At 62.6% G+C, this 20398-nt stretch carries 10 protein-coding genes; 8 read left to right on the top strand and 2 right to left on the bottom strand.

Going from position 1 to position 20398, the window contains the following annotated elements:
• Nucleotides 1–15 precede the first annotated feature (15 nt).
• From HU755_RS02520 to HU755_RS02555, 8 genes are all read left to right on the top strand, one after another.
• Nucleotides 16–879, top strand: coding sequence for a putative selenate ABC transporter substrate-binding protein (locus tag HU755_RS02520; protein ID WP_186630483.1), 864 nt, complete (start codon nt 16–18; stop codon nt 877–879).
• On the top strand, nt 876–1673 hold the full coding sequence (locus HU755_RS02525) for a phosphonate ABC transporter ATP-binding protein (RefSeq protein ID WP_186630484.1): 798 nt from the start codon (nt 876–878) through the stop codon (nt 1671–1673). Before HU755_RS02520 ends, HU755_RS02525 begins: the two co-directional genes overlap by 4 nt.
• Nucleotides 1667–2494, top strand: coding sequence for an ABC transporter permease (locus tag HU755_RS02530; RefSeq protein WP_186630485.1), 828 nt, complete (start codon nt 1667–1669; stop codon nt 2492–2494). Before HU755_RS02525 ends, HU755_RS02530 begins: the two co-directional genes overlap by 7 nt.
• Entirely contained in the window at nt 2491–3258 is a 768-nt protein-coding gene (gene phnE / locus HU755_RS02535; protein WP_186551341.1) for a phosphonate ABC transporter, permease protein PhnE, read from the top strand. The genes HU755_RS02530 and phnE overlap by 4 nt, the downstream gene beginning before the upstream one ends.
• A gap of 178 nt (nt 3259–3436) precedes the next feature.
• The gene (locus tag HU755_RS02540) at nt 3437–5116 is read left to right on the top strand and encodes an MFS transporter (RefSeq protein WP_186630486.1); all 1680 of its coding nucleotides are present in this window, start codon (nt 3437–3439) and stop codon (nt 5114–5116) included.
• A gap of 110 nt (nt 5117–5226) precedes the next feature.
• On the top strand, nt 5227–5445 hold the full coding sequence (locus tag HU755_RS02545; RefSeq protein WP_186630487.1) for a hypothetical protein: 219 nt from the start codon (nt 5227–5229) through the stop codon (nt 5443–5445).
• A gap of 231 nt (nt 5446–5676) precedes the next feature.
• Entirely contained in the window at nt 5677–5871 is a 195-nt protein-coding gene (locus HU755_RS02550) for a stability determinant (RefSeq protein WP_186630488.1), read from the top strand.
• A complete protein-coding gene (locus HU755_RS02555) occupies nt 5834–6145 on the top strand; it encodes a type II toxin-antitoxin system RelE/ParE family toxin (RefSeq protein ID WP_186630489.1) in 312 nt (103 codons plus the stop codon). The genes HU755_RS02550 and HU755_RS02555 overlap by 38 nt, the downstream gene beginning before the upstream one ends.
• A 47-nt stretch (nt 6146–6192) precedes the next feature.
• Here HU755_RS02555 and HU755_RS02560 read toward each other — a convergent pair whose 3' ends face one another.
• Both HU755_RS02560 and HU755_RS02565 read right to left on the bottom strand, forming a co-directional pair.
• Nucleotides 6193–18666 (bottom strand): filamentous hemagglutinin family protein, encoded by a 12474-nt coding sequence (locus tag HU755_RS02560; protein WP_186630490.1) that lies wholly within the window; start codon nt 18664–18666, stop codon nt 6193–6195.
• Nucleotides 18667–18891: 225 nt separating this feature from the next.
• Complete coding sequence (locus tag HU755_RS02565) at nt 18892–19995, bottom strand: substrate-binding domain-containing protein (protein ID WP_186630491.1); 1104 nt, start codon at nt 19993–19995, stop codon at nt 18892–18894.
• Nucleotides 19996–20398: the final 403 nt, after the last annotated feature.

The following is a 20398-nucleotide window of genomic DNA, read 5'->3' on the forward strand; positions in this document are numbered from 1 at the left end:
GAAACGGAGAATTCTATGTTCAAGCGTACCCTCGCCCTCACCGCCGGTCTGGCGCTGTCCTTTTCTGCCCTGATGACGCAAGCCGCTGATGTGTTGCGCGTCAGCGCGATTCCCGACGAAGCCCCGACCGAGCTGCTGCGCAAGTTCGAACCGCTGGGTGCCTATCTTGAGCAGCAACTGGGCATGAAGGTGCAGTTCGTACCCGTTGCCGATTACCCGGCGGTGGTTGAAGCCCTGGCCACCGATCGCCTCGACATGGCCTGGCTCGGCGGTTTCACTTTTGTCCAGGCACGTTTGAAGACTGACGCGACGACCCCGGTGATCCCGTTGGTGCAGCGCGAACAGGATGCGCAGTTCACCAGCAAGTTCATCACCGCCGACCCGAACGTGAAAAGCCTCGCTGATCTGAAGGGCAAGACCTTCGCTTTCGGTTCCGTCTCTTCCACGTCCGGCAGCCTGATGCCGCGTTACTTCATGCTCAAGAATGACGGCATCAAGCCAGAGGGCTATTTCAGTCGCGTCGCCTACTCCGGCGCGCATGACGCCACCGTTGCCTGGGTACAGGCCGGCAAGGTCGATGCCGGTGTGTTGAACGCCAGCGTCTGGCAGAAGCTGGTCGATGCCGGCAAGGTCGACACCAACAAGGTCAAGGTCTTCGCCACCACACCGACCTACTTCGATTACAACTGGACCGTGCGCGGTACCCTCGACCCGGCGCTTGCGGCGAAGATCAAAAAGGCCTTCCTCGACCTCGATCCGGCCAAACCTGAGCAGAAGAAGATCCTCGACCTGCAAGCCGCCAGCCGCTTTATCGACACCCAGCCCGACAACTACAAGGGCATCGAGGAAGCCGCCCGCGCCGCCGAACTGCTGAAATGACCCTACGCCTTCACCAGGGCAGTCTGCGCCACGCCAACGGCGTGGAAGCCCTTCGCGGTGTCGACGTGCAGATTGGCGTCGGCGAACAGGTCGCGATCATCGGCCCGTCCGGTGCCGGCAAGTCGAGTTTGCTCAACCTGCTGGCAACCGCGCTGAAGCCCAGCAGCGGCGAGATCGAGGTGCTTGGCGAACGCGCCTGGCACGTGTCGTCCCGGCAACGCCAGCGCCTGCGGGCGCGCATCGGCCTGGTGCATCAGGCACCGCCGATTCCGCCGCGTCAACGGGTCATCACCGCGGTGCTGGCCGGCAAGCTCGGTCAGTGGAGTCTGGGCAAAAGTCTGTTGAACCTGCTGCATCCGCTGGATGTGGCCGGTGCGCGCGCCGCACTGGCGCAACTGGATCTGGGCGACAAATTGTTCGCCCATTGCCAGCAATTGTCCGGTGGGCAATTGCAGCGCGTCGGTATTGCCCGGGTGTTGTATCAGGCGCCGGAAATTCTGCTGGCCGACGAGCCGGTCTCGGCGATGGACCCGGTGCTGGCCGGGCATACGCTGTCGATCCTGGCGCGCCATGCCCGCGAGCATAACGTGACGCTGGTGGCGAGCCTGCACGCGGTGGAACTGGCGCTGGCGCACTTCCCACGGATCATCGGTTTGCGCGACGGGCAGGTCCTTTTCGACTGCCCTTCCGATCAGGTCAGCCGCGACAAGCTCGATGCGCTGTACGCCAACGAACAACTGCAATCGCCAACCGCTGCGGTGGCGCCGTTGATTGTGCAGATCCCGCGATGCTGAAAACGGATACACGCGACCCTGCGGCGTGGCCGCGATTACTGCTCACCGTCCTGGCGATTGCCCTGCTGTGGCCGGGCATCCTCCTCAGTGAACTCGATCTGGGTGTGCTGTTTCAGGCCGACAGTCGAAGCGAGATGGGCCGTTTCGTCTCGGCGTTCTGGCCGCCTGCGCACGATGAAGCGTTCCTGCAATTACTGCTCAAAGCCACCCTGCAAACCCTGGCGATTGCCACGGCGGGCATGGCGCTGGCCTTGCTGCTGGCAGTGCCGGCAAGCCTGATCGCCAGCCGCGCGTTGTCACTTTCTGCCGCCTCACGCGGCGGCGTGCCGAGCCTGCCCGGGCGTTTGCTGCGCTGGCCGGTGCGCGGCTTGCTGATCTTCCTGCGCAGCGTGCCGGAGATCGTCTGGGCGCTGTTGTTCGTCCGCGCGGTCGGCCTGGGTCCGGCGGCGGGCGTGCTGGCCATCGCCATCACTTACAGCGGCATGCTCGGCAAGGTTTACGCGGAGATTTTCGAATCTACCGACCAGCGCCCGGCGCACGCCTTGCTGCAGGCCGGCAGCGGTCGGCTGGCGGCGTTCGCCTACGGCACGCTGCCCAATGTTGCGGCAGAGCTGCTGTCGTACACGGTCTATCGCTGGGAATGTGCAATCCGCGCGTCGGTGGTGATGGGCTTTGTCGGGGCCGGCGGTCTGGGCCAGCAAATCGATTTATCGATCCGCATGTTCGCCGGCGGTGAAGTCGCCAGCATGTTGCTGACGTTTTTGCTGCTGGTGCTGTGCGCCGATCAGCTCAGCCGTCTGTTGCGCTGGAGACTGACATGAGGCGCCTGATCAACGTGCTGCTGGTCCTCGGCATTGCCGTCGCGGTCGTCGCCTCCTTCGCTTATCTGGAGCTGGATCTCGGCGAGCTGGGCAGCGCCAACAGCCTCAAGCAGATGGGCGCTTATGTGCAGCGTTTTCTCAGCCCCGACTTGAGCGCTGGTTACCTGAAAGCCATCGCTCACGGTTCGCTGGAAACCCTGGCCATGTCGGCCCTTGGCACCCTGCTCGCGGCGCTGTTTGGTATCGTTCTGGCGCTGCCCGCCGCCGGGCGTTTCGGCTGGCCACTGCAAAGCGCGGCGCGCCTGCTGCTCAACGGCTTGCGGGCGATTCCGGAGCTGGTCTGGGCGGCGCTGATGGTGCTCGCCGCCGGGCTGGGACCGAACGCCGGCACCCTCGCCCTCGCCCTGCACACTACCGGCGTACTCGGTCGACTGTTCGCCGAAGCGCTGGAAAACACCCCACCGCAACCGGCCGAGGCGATCCGTTTGCAGGGCGGTAATCCGATTCTCGCGTTCTGCTACGGCACCCTGCCGAATCTCGCCCCGCAACTGCTCGCCTACTGCCTGTATCGCTGGGAAAACAACATCCGCATGGCCAGCGTGCTGGGTTTTGTCGGCGCCGGCGGCTTGGGTCAGATGCTCTATGTCAGCCTGAGCCTGTTCCAGGAAGCGCAGGCCAGTACGGTGATTCTGGCGATGCTGTTGCTGGTGTTTCTGGTTGACTGGTTGAGTGCCTGGAGCCGCCAGCGTTGGGTGAAAGCGTAGGCCGAGTGGATATCTGGCAAAAGCTGATTATGCTTGAGGAAACCTTGCAGCCCTGCGAGGCGGTCAGACTGTGCAAGCTTCACGCGACAGCAATGGCGGCAGATGCCAACGGGCCAGAGTGCGACAGGCAGTAACGGGGGACTCCGGCCTACAACAATAAGCACGACGGAGAACACCCATGGCCACAATCGACACAGCATCCACCGGCACGCCACCGCGCAGCGGCGGCATCACCAAGGAGGAACGCAAAGTCATTTTTGCGTCCTCGCTGGGCACGGTTTTCGAGTGGTACGACTTTTACCTGTACGGCTCGCTGGCGGCGATCATCGCCAAGCATTTCTTCGCCGGCGTCAACGAAACCACCGCGTTCATTTTCGCCCTGCTGGCCTTTGCCGCCGGCTTCGCGGTACGGCCGTTCGGTGCCATCGTGTTCGGCCGCCTGGGCGACATGATCGGACGCAAGCACACCTTCCTGATTACGATCGTCATCATGGGCGTGTCAACCGCCATCGTCGGTCTGCTCCCCGGTTACGCGACCATTGGCGTGGCGGCACCGGTCATTCTGATTACCCTGCGTCTGCTCCAAGGCCTGGCCCTGGGTGGCGAATACGGCGGCGCCGCGACCTACGTGGCCGAACACGCGCCGCGTAACAGGCGCGGTTTCTTTACCTCGTGGATTCAAACCACCGCCACCCTCGGTCTGTTCATGTCGCTGCTGGTGATCCTCGCCTGCCGCACGGCGCTGGGTACCGAAGCATTCGAAGCCTGGGGCTGGCGGATTCCGTTTCTGCTGTCGATCATTCTGCTGGCCGTGTCGGTGTACATCCGCCTGCAACTGAGCGAGTCGCCGGTGTTCCAGAAAATGAAGGACGAAGGCAAGGCCTCGAAGGCGCCGCTGACCGAATCCTTCGCCCGTTGGGACAACCTCAAAGTGGTGATCATGTCGCTGCTGGGCGGCACCGCCGGGCAAGCGGTGGTCTGGTACACCGGACAGTTTTACGCGTTGTTTTTCCTGTTGCAGACGTTGAAGATCGACCCACAGACCGCCAACCTGCTCATCGCCGGTTCGTTGCTGATCGGCACGCCGTTTTTCGTGATTTTCGGCAGCCTGTCTGATCGCATCGGACGCAAGCCGATCATCATGGTCGGCTGCCTGCTGGCGGCACTGACGTACTTCCCGATCTTTACTGCGCTGACCCAGTTCGGCAACCCTGACGTGTTCGTCGCGCAAGAGAAAAACCCGGTCAAGGTCATCGCCAACCCGGACCAGTGCTCGTTCCAGTTCGACCCGGTCGGCAAGGCGCGATTCACCAGTTCCTGCGACGTCGCCAAGACCCTGCTGGCGAAGCGGGCGATTCCTTACGAGAACGTCGCGGCCGAACCGGGCACGGTGGCGCAGGTGCGCATCGGTGACAAAGTCATCGAAAGTTTCGAAGGCAGCGCATTGCCCGCCGCCGACTTCAAGGCCCGCAACGACGCCTTCACCGCCAGCCTGGGCAGCGCGCTGAAAGAAGCCGGCTATCCGGAAAAAGCCGATCCGGCAAAAGCCAACTACCCGATGCTGCTGCTTCTGCTGACGATCCTGGTGATCTACGTGACCATGGTTTATGGGCCGATTGCCGCGTGGCTGGTCGAGTTGTTCCCGACACGTATCCGCTACACCTCGATGTCGCTGCCCTACCACATCGGTAACGGCTGGTTCGGCGGCTTCCTGCCGACCGTCGCGTTCGCCATGGTCGCGGCCACCGGTGATATCTATTACGGGCTGTGGTACCCGATCGTGATCGCTGTGGCGACCGCGATCCTCGGCACGTTCTTTCTGCCGGAAACCAAAGATCGCGACATTCTCAAAGACTGAAAAAGTCGCCGCTGTGCCCTCTCCTGCGGGAGAGGGCTTTGGCGCTGAAAAATTTCGAACGTCTGCCGCCGCGCTGTCTCCAATATTTACACCCACAGGAGGCCAGCGACATGAACCCCAATGACGACAAAACCCCCAACGCCCCGCCCACCGATGCCAGCGGCAAACCGGTGAACGTGGTCGAGCGCGATCTTCAGGACCGCGACGGCAGCACCGAGGGTGTGGACAAGACCATTACGCCCTCTTCCACCCGGGTCAAAGAGCAGGACGCGGAAGAGTTGCAGCGCAAGGTCGACGAGATCGAGCGCACGGTGGCGGACGGCAATTGAAGGCGACGTAGCTGTGGCCGCTGCTTTTAGCGGCGGCTGTCAGCTCGATGACCAAAAGCTGATTTCCTACAGAATCGAACTACACCCCTGATCGACTTCACGCCTTTCACAAGCGAAGCGTCTGACAGATATGAATGGTCTGTTTTGGGATGATGTGTTCCTCGTCCTGCCAGTGACGACAACGAGCCCACATCCCCCTTAGACTGCTGCACATTGATCATGGAGGTCATTATGAGCGCTGAACTTTCACTTATCGTTTCAGACTTCGAAACCGAAGAAGAGGCTGCGAGCTACGACCTTTGGTTTCGTGCTGAGGTACAGGAAGCACTTAATGATCCGCACCCGGGCATTCCCCATGCCGAAGCCATGGTGATGCTCGACCAGATGAATGAAGAAAACCGCAGGAAGCGCCGCGCTGCAGGTTAAATGGAGCTACAAGGCAATTCGTCAACTGGCTGACATCATTGATTACATCGACCAGCACAACTCCATTGCTTCGGTTTCCTTTCAGCGCAAAGCCGTTGCCGCAGCGCAGAAACTTTCTTCCACACCCCGTGGCTACCGATCCGGTCGAGTGCATGGCACTCGCGAAATGGTGATTCATCCGAACTATCTGCTGGTTTATCGGGTGAATGGGGAGATCGACATACTCAGGGTGCTTCACGCTCGACAAAAATATCCCCTAACCCCTTCACTCTAAAAAAAAGGCGGCCAACCGGCCGCCCAAACGTACTGCACGAGAGTCCTTTACAAAGTCAGCTGCCCACGCTCCTCCTCGGTCAGCTGCTGTTTCGCCTGTTCATCCAGCGCCCCGGCACCCAGCACCTGCACCGGGCTGTCCGGGTTGTACCCCGCCGCCGGCGTGCGACTGGCGCCGTCGCGCGACGGCGCCAGTTGTTCGTTGCCGAAACTGAGCACCTGCACGGTGAACACCGAAGCCTGATTCTGCCGCGCCGCCGCTTGTTGCTGACGAGCGACGTCTTCTGCCGCTTGCGTGGCCGAGGATGCTGCTGAACTCGCTGAGGTGATTGCGCCGGTATTCACCGCCGACACCACCGGCACGCCGGTCGCCTTGCCCTGCACCGAGATGTTCGCGGCGTTGACCACCGTCAGCGCGGCGATGTTGACGTTGCCTGACACGCGAATCCCCGCCTCGCCCGCATCAATGGTGCCCAGTGGCGCGATCAGGTCGATGTTGCCCGGTGCCACTTCGGCGATCGGGTTGAGCGTGGCGATACCGGCGCCGGTACTCGGCACCGACGGCGACAGCGTGACGTTGCCCCAGGTGTCATAGACGCGTTTCGGCGGGGTGTAGACCACGGTGGTTTTCGAGCCGCGACCGGCGTTGATGTCGCCCTCGGCGGACCAGCCGAGAATCGAGCCGCCGAAGGTCGTCATGATCCGGCTCTGGCCGAGCAGAATGCTGCCCTGCGAGTACAGCTGAATATCGCCCGAGCCCTGAGTGATGATCCCCGCCGTGGACGGCGGCGCCGCGCCTTCGATGCCGAACACCTGACCACCGCCCGGCGTGAGCATCTGGATATCGCCGCCAAACAGCGTCTTGACCCCGGCGCCGCCGTACATCGTGATATCGCCGTCGTAGCGGATCGGATTGCCCGCGACATCCGTGGTCGGGAACAGCGCCGCAATGGCGTTGCGACCGCGCAGGTAACTGCCTGTGCGTGGACCACTGGCATCGGTGTATTCCAGGCCACCGGCACGCAATTCGGCGAAGTACACCTGGCGAGCGAAGATGGCTTGTTCAGTGCTCGGCAGTGTGGCGTAGAAGGCTTGCGCCTGTTCATCGCTGCCCTTGAAGCCATAACCGAGGCTCAGCCAACTGTGCAATTCTTCGACGTAGGTCTTCACCACTTTGCCCGGCTGCGCGCTGAGGGCCACCGCTGAATCCGCTACGTTTTGCGGGTTCAGATAACGCGCAATGAAGCGCGAGTAATCCGCCCCTTGCGCGCCGACACCGGCCTGCAACACCACACTCGCGCCAGGGCGGCGGTCGCCTGCCAACACCGGCCCGATGCTGGTGATGCTGGCACGGTCCTCCATCAGAATGTTGCGTCCTGCACTGACGTCAAGTACGCCTGGGCCGCCGATATCGAAGCTGCTGTAAAGAATGTCGCGCCCCGCCGAAACCCGAGACACATCGTTTGGCCGGTTATGAATGAACAGGTTGCCGCTGGAAACGATGTCTTCGTCGCTACGCCCCATCCCGTCAGTGGGTGCTTTGGTTGGCTGGCCCAGATAGGTGCCGGATGCGACGATATCGCGGCCGGCGAGCATCCAGACCGGGCCGGCCGCTTCGTACCAGGTGCGCTGCGGTACGCCGAATCGGCTGAACGTCAGCGTTTCGCCGCTGCGCACCCCCACCAGGTCCCCGGCCAACGCATAGAACCGAGCCGGTCCCTGCACACCAGCAAGCCCCGAATAACTGTTGGCCCCGAACACAAACAACGGGTACAACGCATTGGTTTTCGTCGCGACGCCGTCCGGGCTGTTATTGGTCATGACCGGCCGGCTCGCATTGTTGTTGTCATAGCCGTTAAAGGATGGCGCAAACACTGTAGTGATTGCCGAAGGACTGGCGCCCGACTGATTGATCGCGTAACCACCGGCAAAGATCGAGTTGCCTGCCAGCATTTCCAGCTGACCCGAACCGGACGGCGCCAGCAACAACGAGTAGCCTAACGCAGGTGGGGCATTGCCGGGACTGTAGGCCGCAGAAGGACCGGCATAGATGGAGCCCTGGGCCGCCACTGCACGCAGGATCGACGGATATACAAAGCGTCCGTCGGTGGGTGAGACGTTATAGCTGGCATTGGTCAGCAGATCGCTTTCGGCCAACTGCGTGCTCGGCGTCAGGTTGCCCCCCGCCGAGAACAGATCGATCGCGGTGTGCTCGGTCCACAGCGAGAAGCCAGTCAAACCGCCGCCCGCATGGGCCACGCCATTGCCGTCGGTAAATGCCGTGGAGTTTTGCAGGCGCACACGCCCCGGATCCGCGGCGCCGCCCAGCACCAGATCGCCCCGCGTACTCAGGCGCATGCCCGAGTCACCGGGAATCAACACCAGCCCGCCGGTGGCGCTGCTCAGGGTTGAGCTGAACGGGTCGTAAGCGCGGACTTCGCGCGGATCCTGATCCTGCGCAAACGCGCCATATTGCAAATTGACGCCGCCCAACGCACTCGCGCTGACCTGCGCAGCCCCCCGCAGGTTGATCACCGCACCTTGCAGATCGTGGCGCGGCGCTTGCGTTCCGGTTTCCCGCGCCCGCGCCAGTAGCGATGGGTTGAGCGAACCGCCCAAACGCATATCGATGTCGCCGCCACCGGTCAATTGCAGGCTGCCATCGCTCCCCACTCGTCCGGTGCTGCCCACCGCAACGATCAGCCCCTGCCCCCTTGGATAAAGATTGGAGCGACCATCGCCGACCGGATCAAGCATGCCGCCGTCGGCACCCGCGCGCAGGCTGATGTTGCCGCCGCCGAGGGTACCGAACCCGGTGAAACCGACAAGATAAGGCGCCGTACCGGTCTCGCCTGATAACGGCTGCGTTGCGTAACTGCCGAAGTTGATCCACCAGGCGGTCGGTATCTCGTCGTTGCCCGTGCCCTGACGCCACAACCAATTGCCCACGGCCACGCTGGCTACTTGCTCGCGGGTTTCGACTTTGTTGCTCACCGTACGTTGCCCGATGACATCGCCCGACACCGACCCGCCGGCCCCGATCGTCAGATTGCCACCCAGTTGCGGGTACCACGCTTGATAGAGGCTGTCACTGCCGCCATCGACCCATTTCTCGTTGTCACTGCCAGCGCTGCCAAGCACTGAACCGTTGTCCGACAGACGCCCACGTGGCTGGTTGTAACGCGCCTCGACATCGCCTGACTGCGTACCCGCCGTGTAAACACCGAAGGGTGATTCCATACTCAGGTTGCCAGCCGCCAGCACATCGAGGTCACCGGTGCCGGTGCGCAGTACGCTGAACATCTGCGTATGCGTCGACACCGTGGTGCCGCCGACATTGGGCAGGCACCAATTGGGGTCAATGTCGCACCAGAACAAATCGCCTTCGGAAACCGGGGTGCCAGTCGGCATGCCCAACACGTTGCCATCCGCCCAGAGGAACTTGGCCGGCGCGACACAGACACCAGGAATGTAATCGCACCAGAACATTTCATCTTCCTTGACCACCTCCCCGGCAGGGAACCCCAACGCATTGTCGACCGCCCAGGTGGTGTCGAGCGCTTTCGTGGTGACGAGCATGCCGTAATGCGTATCCGCCAGGCGCAAATGACCTTCGCTGGTCAGCGGTTTCACGGTGCGGCTGTCGGCAGCGTCAAGGTCTGCCCCGGCAACCACGCGCATCGACCAAGACGTGCTGCCCGACGGCAGCATGCTCGCCAAGGCCCAGTTGCGTCCCTGTTGCGTGCCGTTCAACGGACGCAAATCGATGTACGCCGTGCCGTCGGCCAGCACCACGTCAGTCATTGATGGAATCAGCGAGCCGCGCAACAACGCCAGTTCGGTGCTTAATTTCACCCCGACGATCTGGTTATCGGCAAACGTGCCCGGCAACGGCACGCCTTTTGGCCACAGCATCGCCTGCATGTCTGTGGCGGCGTTCAACCGGGTTCCGGCCCCGAGACGGCTGCCGGCCGGCAAGGTCACGGTGTCGTTGAGCACGGTGCCGGCGGCGTACAACAGGTTGCCGGCGGCATCATGCACCGCCCCCGCCAACACCGTGCCGGCGGTCATTGTGTAAAGCCCGGCGAGAATGCCCTGGGTTGGCAGCAGCGTGCCGCTGGCCAGCGTCGCGCCCTGTATCGGCAAGTCGTAATTGAGGGTCGTGCCGACCGGAAACAAAGTGCCTGCTGCCAGCGTCACCCCGGCACCGGGAACGATCAAGTCGCCACCGAAGGGCTGGATGCCCGGCACCAGTTTCCACCCGGCGTCGTCCACGGTTTCCGGTGGCGGTGCGAAGCCATCGTTGATGCTGCCGTAAATATCCAGATTGCCACCCGCGCGGATCAGCAGGCTGCCGGATTCTCCCGAACCATAAACGGCGGTTTTTGGCGTGTGTGGATTGAGGCTGGCATAGCGATAACCGGACAAATCCAGATCGCCTTGGACCACCAGATCGCCGTCGGCGGTTTTGCTGGCGATCTCTACGCCAGGGCGCACATGGAAAGCGTCGGCATAGGTGGAATTGTTCAGCCCGGCCAGTTTGCCCTGAAGCAATTGGCTGTTGCCCAGCGCGGCATCGATGAATGCAGTGCTGTCGCCATGGATACCGTCCAGATAAGCCTGATCGATCACCTGATACGGGCGTCCGCTGACCGCCGCATCGGTGCCGTCGGCAGCATCGGTGTAGCGCCGCATGGCATTCAGGCCGATGGAACGCGCGCCCTGAATATTCAGCACGCCACCGGCATCGATGGCAATGTCGCCTGCGCCGACACGCGGGGCATTGAGCTCCAGCGTACCGCGCGGCAAACCGTCGTTCTGACCGGCTGCGCTGCCCACCGGAGCGTCGGTGCCATGGCGCAAATCGATCCGTGCGCCTGACGCCAGCGTCAGCAGACCATCACCGGAATCGAGTTCGACCATCGCGCGGTTGGGGGCATCGATGATCTTGCCGTAGCTGTCGACGCGCAGCACGCGACCATGGGCATCGAGCAAGGCATTGCCAGCCAGAGTCAGACCGTTATTGGCGGACAGACGAATGCTGCCGACCCGCTCGCCACTGGCGTCGATCAGTCCGGCGACGGTCAGACTGCCGTTGTCCACCGAGACGTTGACCTCACCGGCCTTGAGCCCCTCGCCAATCTGCAGATCGCCCTGCTTAAGCTGGAAGCTGCGGCTGCCGAACACCTGGCCGGCGTTCAGGCGCTGGTTCAACGCAGCGAAGTCCTGGCTCAAATTGTCGCCCAGTCGTTGTGCGCGAATGTCTACGCCACCGGCCTTGTACGGCACCAGCGTGCCACCGGCATCGTAATAACCGCTGCTGGCGCCACGGATCTCGCCTTGCAAGTCGACCACACCCGCGTCCGCTGCCAGCGCCACCGCACTGAGATGGCCGGCCTGATTGTTGCGCGCCGAAAGGTCGATACGCGAACCGGCGGCCTGGCGGATATTGCCGTCGCTGCTGTACAGCGCTACATCGCCGCCCCAGCTGTATTTGCTGATGTCATTGAATGGTAAGGTGCGCCCGGCCAGGTCCAGCTGTGCCGCGGCGGTCAGGGTCAGATCGTTTTGCGCCTTGACCACCAGTTTGCCGCTGGCCAGCGCAATGCGACCGTCGAGCACCACATTGCGCCCGTCAAGCGTCAACTCCGCACCCAAGGCATTGGCCACCGCAGCATTCGCACCGCCACTCACCGTCAGGTTGCCCCCCGCCTTGAGCAGATTGACTGACGCCGCTTCACCGGTGAGCAACGGCGTGCGCAGATTGAGGTCGCCGCCGCTGTAGGCATAACCCGTCAGAGGATCGTAAGCCCCCTGCGTCTGGTACACCGCGAGGCTGCCCTTGTGGTTGGCGGTGATGCGCTCGCTGGCGGTGAGATTGACGGTGGCAAAGCCCAACGCCAACCGGTTGTTCTGATCCAGGCCGTTGGGCTGCGGATTCGGGCCATAACCGAACTCGATGCGTTGCGCCTGAATGTCCAGCGTGCCGCTCCCCGTTCCCGCCCCGCCGCTGGCCACCGCACCCGGCGCCTGGGTCGCACCGCTCCAGATCAGATTGGCAGTGCGAATGGTCGCCACGTCACCGGCCTGGCCCAGGCCATAGATGGCAGGCGTGGAGAGCGCCAGATTCTGCAAGCGACTGACGCCGGTCTGTGGATCGAGCGTATCGAGGCTGACATTACCGTAGAAATTGAACGCATCGCGGGTGGTCAGGCTCAGGGTTTCCAACGCCGGCGCACCGAACTGCGTGTCGCCGCGCAACAGACGGTCCAGAACGTTCTGGTTCAGGTTCAAACCACTCGGAACGTTCCCCGCCGCCGCGATCGCTTCAGCGCTACCGGCGTTGATCGCACCGACCGCCAGAGCAAGGTGACGGCTACCAAATCGTACGGCCTCGTTGAGTTCGAACCGGTTATCGGTGGCGGCGCTGATGCTGCCATTGGAATACAGCACAGACGGCTGGGTGCACGGCTGTGCTGCGCACGTGCCGATGCGGATACTGCCGGCCCCATCAACACTGTTCCCGACCGTCGGCGCGAGGACATTGGTCCAGCCGTTGGACACGACCAGCAGGCTGGCGGCGCCCGGTTGGTAAATGAAACCGTCGTTCGAGTCGAAAGGTGCTTTGCCCAGGCCAAGCGTGTTAATACCCGCCCCCGCTTCGACGGTGATACCGCCGCTGGTGGTGGTCGTGCGTATCAGCACCTCGGGCGCAGACAACACCGCACCGCTACGCAAAGCAATGTCGGACGCATTACCGTCAAACCGTATGAAGTTACCCGCCGTGCCGTACTCGACTGTCGGCGTCGCGCCGAGGCTCAGGCGACCGGCACCGAGGCGATTGAGGCTGTCGGCGTACACCGAAACGCCGCCGAAGTCTGGGGTGTGGGACTGTCCTTGACCGAGCACTTCCAGCTGCGTGGCTGACACGCTCGCCGTGCCGGCAACGCCGCCTGCACCGGGCGCAAACATGGCCTTGCCCTGGAAATTCATGCCGATGTCGTATTGATCGTCGGCAGTCAGTTTGAATATCAGCGACTTCGCATCCATCGGCGCCAAGGCCCGTGGCACACCCCGACGGGTTGCATCGCTCTGGATGAACTGGGTGAAGCTGGTTTCGTTGTACTGCGAATAGCGGCGCAGAACCTCGGCCGAGGTCAGGATCACCTGGCTCGGCAGACTGTCGCGCAAACCGCTGTTGGCAATTGACATCACCCCCGCACTGGACCAGGACCCGTTGCGCATTTTCAGCGCACCGGTGGTCATGCCTGGAGTTGCCTGTCCATTGACCTCGACCCGGAACGCGCCGGGCAACAAGGCAAAGGTTGAAGGCAGCAAGGTGTAGGTTCCGGCGGCCAGGCCAGGTACACCGGCGCCGACGGTGATTTGTTCGCCAAGACGTGGATCGCTCGCACCCGCCTCGGCAAGTGCCGGAGCAAAAGCACTTTGGTTGCCCGGCACGATGGCGTACACCGGATTACTGCCAAGCGCTGGAAAGCTGAACGTGCCATCAGCAGCGTTACGCACCAGCGGATTGAATCGGGCATCGGTGGAACCGCCGCGCCCGGAAACGAAACCTGCGCCGCGCAGATCACCGCCGCCCGACAAATCAATCAACGCGTCGCTTTGTACATCGACGTACTGCCCGGTGAGGATCACGCCATCCAGAGCGCCGGCGATGCCGTGCAACGCCACGGATTTGCCGTTGTAGCGATAGTCGATGCCGTCGGTGGTGCCGCCATAGGGCATGACCAGACCCGCGCCGCTGACCGATGTGACACTCCCTGGCAACAGATGCAGCTCCCGGGTTTTGCCCAGCGAGTTCTCCCCCAACTGGATCAACCCCAACGGGGCGCGAATGACGCCGCCCTGCTCGATATTCCCGGCCACCAGCAACAGGCTGCCGAACGCGGAATACGGCAAGGCCTGCGGTGCTTCGCCATGGCCGCTGATGCGCAATGTGCGGGCATCTTCGGCGATCGGGACAGGGCCCTGATAACCGACCCGGACATCGGCCGACACCCCGGTAGCGGGATATATCTGCGCCGCGCGCAAATTGAGGTCACCGGCTGTCCACAAGCGCGAGCTGCGCTCGTTGTCGTTCGGTGCGAGAAACCGCATGTCGCCACGACTGTCGAGAGTGACCTGATCGAAACCTCGACGGACGACAGCAAGGGCCGGCGCGCCGAGCTGCGCAAGCGTGCCTTCGGCGCCGAACGACAAAGTGTTGCTCAGATCGAGCAAATCAGCGGTGGCGGTGAATCGAGCGTTCGATACCTGTGTGGTCGGGGTGGCCAGCACCCGTGGACGCATGCTGATATCCGACGACAAGTAAAAACCCAGCCCCGACAAACGCATGTTCGGCGCGGCCAGATTGACCCGCGTCGTATCGCGGGCGGCCTGCGCCAGCGAGATCGAGCCGGCGTACACATTCAGGCTTTGATTCATGCGCAGATCGACATCATCGGCGAACGTCAGCAAGCCGTTACTCATCAGGCTCAGGTGATCGAAGCCAGCCGACATCAAGCGCTCCGCACTCAACCGGGTCTGCCCGTAACGCAGTTGCGCAGCACCTTCACCGGCTTGCAGATCGGCTGGCAGCAGTAATCCATCCGCGCGTTGGCTGATGATCATTTCGCGGGGCACACGCACTTCGTTGCTCGCCAGATTCATCTGGTAGAGCGGCGCGTCCTGGACAATCTCCAGACGCCCACCCGAGGCACCGATGCCGCCCGCTGCAGCCTTCAGCTGGCCGTCGAGAAACACGCCATTGTATGAGCTCAAGGCAATGCGCCCGCCATCGGTGGCGACGTCAGTCATTCCGAGCCCGGCGAGGTCCAGGACTGCGTGCGTGCCGGAAGCGTCCAGCCGCGCGCCGTCGCGCACGATCACGTAGGCGTCGGCTGACGTCGCGGTGAGTTTCTTCGAATCGATCTCGCCACCGAGAATAATGCTGCCGCCCTTGCCGACCTGACCGTACACCCGACCCAACGCATCCACGGCGGTATAAGCGCGACCGGCAACATCCAGCACCGCGTCTTCGCCGATCCAGATCGAACGGTTGTGGGCCTGCGGGTCGGCGTTCTGCAGCTTGGTCGCGACGTCCAGCGAGCCAAACTGTTGCTGACGAATATCGAGGGTGCCGCCCCAGGCGTGCAGTTGCCCGTCGACCGTGATTTGTCCGGCACCGCGCAGATTAATGCGCTGCCCTGGGTCGACGCTGATCCGTGCACCGTGGCCGATCGATAGCGGACTGCTCGCCGGGTCAATCAGCGCCAGATCGCTGGCACCGGCCTGGAGCGCCAGACTGGCGCCGCCACGCAGGGTCAGAACACCTTTGGCCGGGTTTTCCTGAAACAGCGTCGGGGTCCACGATTCGAGGGCCGCACGCGGATCGACGCCGCTGGCCTGGTTCGGCGCCACATCGCGGAAACGATAAACCGGCATCACCACATCGACCTGAGCGCCGGCAGCGACTTCCAGCCCATTCAGGCCGGTGACGCTATAACGGGCAAAACCTGTGCTGAACAGACTCGGGGCCAGATGCAGCGCGTTGTCGGCAAGGGCCACGCCGGTTCCACCGATCACAACCTTGCCGGACTGAATCGTCAGACTGCCGCCCCCGGTTACACCGTAGCCACGCACGTCGCCATCAAGGATCACCTGTGACGGCGTCGCGCTTGTCAGCGGCGTCGACTCCACGGTCACGTCGCCACCCTTGCCGCCGCGCGTCTTGCCATTGGCCAACAGCGCCCCGCCGGACGACACGTCAAGCAGACTGCCACTGCCCAGGCTGACCTTGCCGGTACTGCGCAGCGACACCACACCGCCATTGAGGTAGGCCAGACTGTTGACGTCGTCCGGGTCGGTGCCCAGATTGCTCCACAGACCGCGAGCATCGAGTTGCGCATTCCTGGCCACCGTGACCCCGACAGGCGTCCCGGCTGGCGTTGTCAATCCGGGGTTACCCGTCAAAACATCACCCAGATTCAGGCTGCCACCGCGCGCCGTCAGGTTCGCATTGACCTGCACTTGCGGCCCGAACAGGGTGATGTCGCCACCTGAATCAACTGCCACAGCCTGATCGATGACAATGGATTTCGCGGCGGCGATTTTCAACGCACCGAGTTGAAAGCCGTTGAGCAGATCGCTGTCGAGAAACAGTTTACCGAGCCGTTCCTGCGCCACGGCATCCGCCAGGCCGGGCGTTGTGAGCGCCGCCGCAGGGTTTGCGCCGATCTGCACTTGATTCAATAGCGCATCGAGCTGGTATTGCAGGCCACCGGCAGTCGCCGACCAGGCCGGATCGTATTGCCCCACGATCAACTGGGCCCGGCGCGCCCGCGCGGTCTGACTCTGCTCATAGCCATCAAGCACCGCGCGGGGGGCTTGGGTCTGGCGATCGCCCTGGAACACGTCGCCGAAAATCTGCCCATCGACCATCGCGTTACGGGTGCCAATCACCAATTGACCTGCGTCGCGGCCGACGGTGTAGCCCGACTCCTGGCGCGACGTCGGTGCAATCAGCGGATTATAGAAAATCTGCGTCTGGCCCCAACGCTCGCTGCTGTCTTCATAGCCTTTATACAACCCGGTATAGAGCAGATCCCCCGGTGCCCGCGAGACTTCGTACAAACGTCCATCAGCCCCTCGTAACCAGCTCTGACGGATCTCGCCGCTCTGCACGTCAAGGGTGCCACCCGACAAATTGATCAGCGAACCTTTCTCGGTGACCACGTCATTGCCGGAAAAATTCACGCTGCCGCCCTGCGCCATCCACTCGCCGATCGTGTGCCCCTGAGTGCCCAGATAACCGCCGACTTCGAGCAAACCGCCAGCGGTGTACCAGCGGTCGGTGGCATAGCCGTTGGTGCCGGCCGGCACGTACACCAGTTCGCGGACATCGACCCAGATATCGTTACTGTTGAGCGCGCCACCTTCGCGATTGACCGGTGCATCGCGTTGCTCGTTGCCCTGCACGTTGATCTTGATGTTGTTGGCTTCCATCGCCACTTTCACCCCGACAGCGCCAGCCACATCGATCAAAGCGCCATCAAGGACCAGGCTGCGACGCCCCGCCGATACCGCGACCTGGCCACCGGTGGCGAGGGTGATCGAACCGTTTTGAAATTCGACGCTGCCGCCACTGCCGATCTCGATGCGCGACTGATCACCCCGGATTCGGTTGTTGGCACTGACAGCCTGTAGCGATGCGTCACGCTGACTGTCGAGCGCGGTGAGGTCGCTGCTGTCGAGCATGATCGCGGTGACGCTGCCCTGAGCGAGCGTGACGCTGCCGTCGCTGTCGCTCGTGGGGTTGAGCAAGTGCACAGTGCCGCGCGTGGCCACCGAGGTGCTCGCCAGCAATACACCGTTTTGCAGCACTTCATGGCCGGTCAGGGTGATGTCGCCAGTGGCGGCCTGGATCAGGCCATTGTTGCTGACCTTGCCGGCCACGGCGCCGGCCTTGAAACCCGGTGTAACTTCGTTGCCGAAGGTCGTGGACACCGCGTTGCCATCGGTCCCTGAACCCTTGCGGATGTAAAAGCGGTCGCCTGCACCGAGTAGCGTCTGGCCTTTGGGGGTGCTGATGTTGCCATCGTTCTGCACCTCGTTGCCCAGCAGCAAGGCGTAGCCACCCGCGTCCGTCGACGCCTTGGGTGAATGGGTCTGGATACTGGCGCCACGTTCCACCAGCACCTTGCCCGCCGCGTCAGTGAAGGTCGGCTGGGTGGCGCTGCTGTCGAAGTACAGGCCCCGGTCGCGGAACTGGATATCGGTGATGTTGGCCGCGGCGGCCACCAGATTGCGCACGTTCACCTGGCTGCTGCCACTGAACACGATGCCGTTGCGGTTGATCAGCATCACCGTGCCGTCGCCTTTGATCTGGCCCTGGATCTGACTGGCGCGCGCGTTCGGATCGTTGACCCGGTTGAGTACCGCCCAGCTGGACTGCTGAGCGAATTCGACCGTGGTGTTGCGGCCGACGTTGAAGGTTTCCCAGTTGAGAATTGCCTTGTCGGCGGTTTGCTCGATTGTCACCGTGGTCTTGCCATCAGCCTGAGTCTGCTGCGGCCCCTTGGCGTTCAGCCAGCCCTGGGTGAGGCTGTTGTCGACCTTCAACCCGCCCTCACCCAAGCCATCCGGCACGGTTTGCACACTGCCCAACGCCACCGCACGCCCGGCCGCCTGAGCCGCCTGTTGCGCGGCGATCGCCGCCACGGTGTTGTTGAGCGTCTGCAGTGAACGCTGCAACTGCTGGTTGGCTTTCTGTTGCTGCGCCAGCGGCGGCGTCATCCCCGGCAGCCCTCCCATACTCGGCCGCGCTGCCGCCGCTTGTTGTGCGGCGCCCTTGGCGGCAAACCAGCTGGAACTGAACGCCGTTTGCGCCTGCGCACTGCCCGCCACCAGACAGAGCGCCACCGCGTGCGCCAACGGCTTGAGCAGCCACAAGGCCGGTTCGGCGGCCTCACGCTTGAGAATCTGGGCACGGGTACTGCGACGGGATGGGCGAGCGAGCATCACTACAAGATCCTTTTTGATTGCCACATAAAGCTGCAGGCCGGCAAAAACCTGCTGTCAGGACATAGGCCGTTGGCGAGGGGCGAGACCGAACGGATGTCACACAAACTTCATGATTGAGGTGTAACTGCGTGGTGCAGGGGAACTGGCGGCCGTTGAGATGCCGCCAAAAAAAATGGCAGCCCCAAGGGACTGCCATTCCTGTTGCGGCTTACAAAGTGATGCTTACAAAGGACGACCCACAGCGTTGCACACGCTGGCGTTGTTGATGTCCAGGTTGTTGCCCGTGGTGTTGGTGATGAAGTTGGCGGTCACAGCGTTTTTCCAGTTGGTTGGAACCGGAATGAAACCGTGAGCAGCGGTGGCTACGGCGTTGCCCGGAGTGCTGTAGTGCTGGGTCAGGAACGCTTTGACATCAGCGGCCACGGCTGCATCCTTGTAGCACTGGCCGAAGATGAAGTTGGTGTAAGCCGCCATGGCGTAACCGCTGGATGGATTGGCAACCACAGGGGACCACTGCGCCGGGTTGGCCGCGTTGGTTGGCAACGGAGCCGAAGCCAGAGCAGTGTTGACGTTGGCGCTGGTTGGCTGAACGCCGTTGATGCGGGCAACCACAGCGTTGCTCGCAGCGTTGACACCGTCCGGACCGACGTAACCGATCGAGCCGTCAACCGCGTTCACGGCCGTAGCAACGTCAGCAGTGTTGGCCACCCCTACCCAGTTCGACGGCAGGGCCGAACCTGCTGGCAGACGAGCGTTGGTGAAGGTGGTGTTAACGGCGAACTTGGTCGGGCAGACCGAGTTCAGGTGACGGCTGAGGATTTCGGTGGTGCCGCTCGAAGTCGAGCGATAAACCACGCGAATGGCGGTGGTATCAGCGGTGCCCAACAACTGGCCCCAGGTGGTCTTGGCGCCCGACAATGCATCGCACAGCTGAGCGCTGGTGAGGTTGAGGGTGGTGTTGCCGGCTTTTTTGTACGGAATGGCAACCGAAGTGGCCACCGATGGCAGCTGGATCAACGGGCCGTACGAACCGCCGAAGTTGGTGTTGTAGGTGCTGAGTTCCGCAGCGCTGAGGATCGAGTCGCTGGCGGCGAAGTGCACAGTACCGGTGGTGCTGAACTGGGCAGCGTTGTTGGTCAGGAAAGCGCTTTTGCCGATGCCGCTACCGGTCACGGCGTAGCTGAAGTTGGCAGGCAGGATGCTGTTGGCAGAACCTTTGTACAGTGCGGCAGGCAGGGAAGCACCGCCACCGGTTACGGCCATGGCCTGGGCGGAAGCCAGAGCGGCGACGGTCAGTGAGGCGGCGATCAGAGTGCGCTTGAACATGAAGAATCTCCTTTTCAACGAGGTTTGGAACACAGGTTTCGGAAGGCTTGCATGACACTGGGAGGGTCCACCGAAGTGGAGCCGCAGGGAGAAATTCGCAGCTTCCGGTGACAGATAAAGGAAAAAACCTCGGGAGCTGAGGAGGGATTTTTGTGCGGATTTCTCGGGTGTTTACGGTGATCGGCAGGCGCTCTGAGTCAAGCATTTCGATCAATCGGGCTGGAGCCGGTGAAGGGTGGTTGCAGATGACAGAATGGAGAACCCGAGGATGGCCGGATCGGGACTCGGGTGGTGCTGAGGCTGGTGAAAAATATTTGAGTTTTGTGTTGTCCGCACTGGCGCCTTCGCGAGCAGGCTCACTCCTACAGGGGAATGCATTTCAAATTGTAGGAGTGAGCCTGCT

This window comes from Pseudomonas sp. SWRI111, assembly GCF_014268555.1.
Taxonomy (GTDB): Bacteria; Pseudomonadota; Gammaproteobacteria; order Pseudomonadales; family Pseudomonadaceae; genus Aquipseudomonas; species Aquipseudomonas hamedanensis.

What these genes read in the sequence shown, in the direction of transcription:
- HU755_RS02545 (WP_186630487.1), top strand. Translation starts at nt 5,227, where the DNA reads ATGAACCCCAATGACGACAAAACCCCCAACGCCCCGCCCACCGATGCC.
- HU755_RS02560 (WP_186630490.1), bottom strand. Translation starts at nt 18,666, where the DNA reads ATGCTCGCTCGCCCATCCCGTCGCAGTACCCGTGCCCAGATTCTCAAG.
- HU755_RS02540 (WP_186630486.1), top strand. Translation starts at nt 3,437, where the DNA reads ATGGCCACAATCGACACAGCATCCACCGGCACGCCACCGCGCAGCGGC.
- HU755_RS02525 (WP_186630484.1), top strand. Translation starts at nt 876, where the DNA reads ATGACCCTACGCCTTCACCAGGGCAGTCTGCGCCACGCCAACGGCGTG.
- HU755_RS02565 (WP_186630491.1), bottom strand. Translation starts at nt 19,995, where the DNA reads ATGTTCAAGCGCACTCTGATCGCCGCCTCACTGACCGTCGCCGCTCTG.
- HU755_RS02555 (WP_186630489.1), top strand. Translation starts at nt 5,834, where the DNA reads ATGAAGAAAACCGCAGGAAGCGCCGCGCTGCAGGTTAAATGGAGCTAC.
- phnE (WP_186551341.1), top strand. Translation starts at nt 2,491, where the DNA reads ATGAGGCGCCTGATCAACGTGCTGCTGGTCCTCGGCATTGCCGTCGCG.
- HU755_RS02550 (WP_186630488.1), top strand. Translation starts at nt 5,677, where the DNA reads ATGAGCGCTGAACTTTCACTTATCGTTTCAGACTTCGAAACCGAAGAA.
- HU755_RS02530 (WP_186630485.1), top strand. Translation starts at nt 1,667, where the DNA reads ATGCTGAAAACGGATACACGCGACCCTGCGGCGTGGCCGCGATTACTG.
- HU755_RS02520 (WP_186630483.1), top strand. Translation starts at nt 16, where the DNA reads ATGTTCAAGCGTACCCTCGCCCTCACCGCCGGTCTGGCGCTGTCCTTT.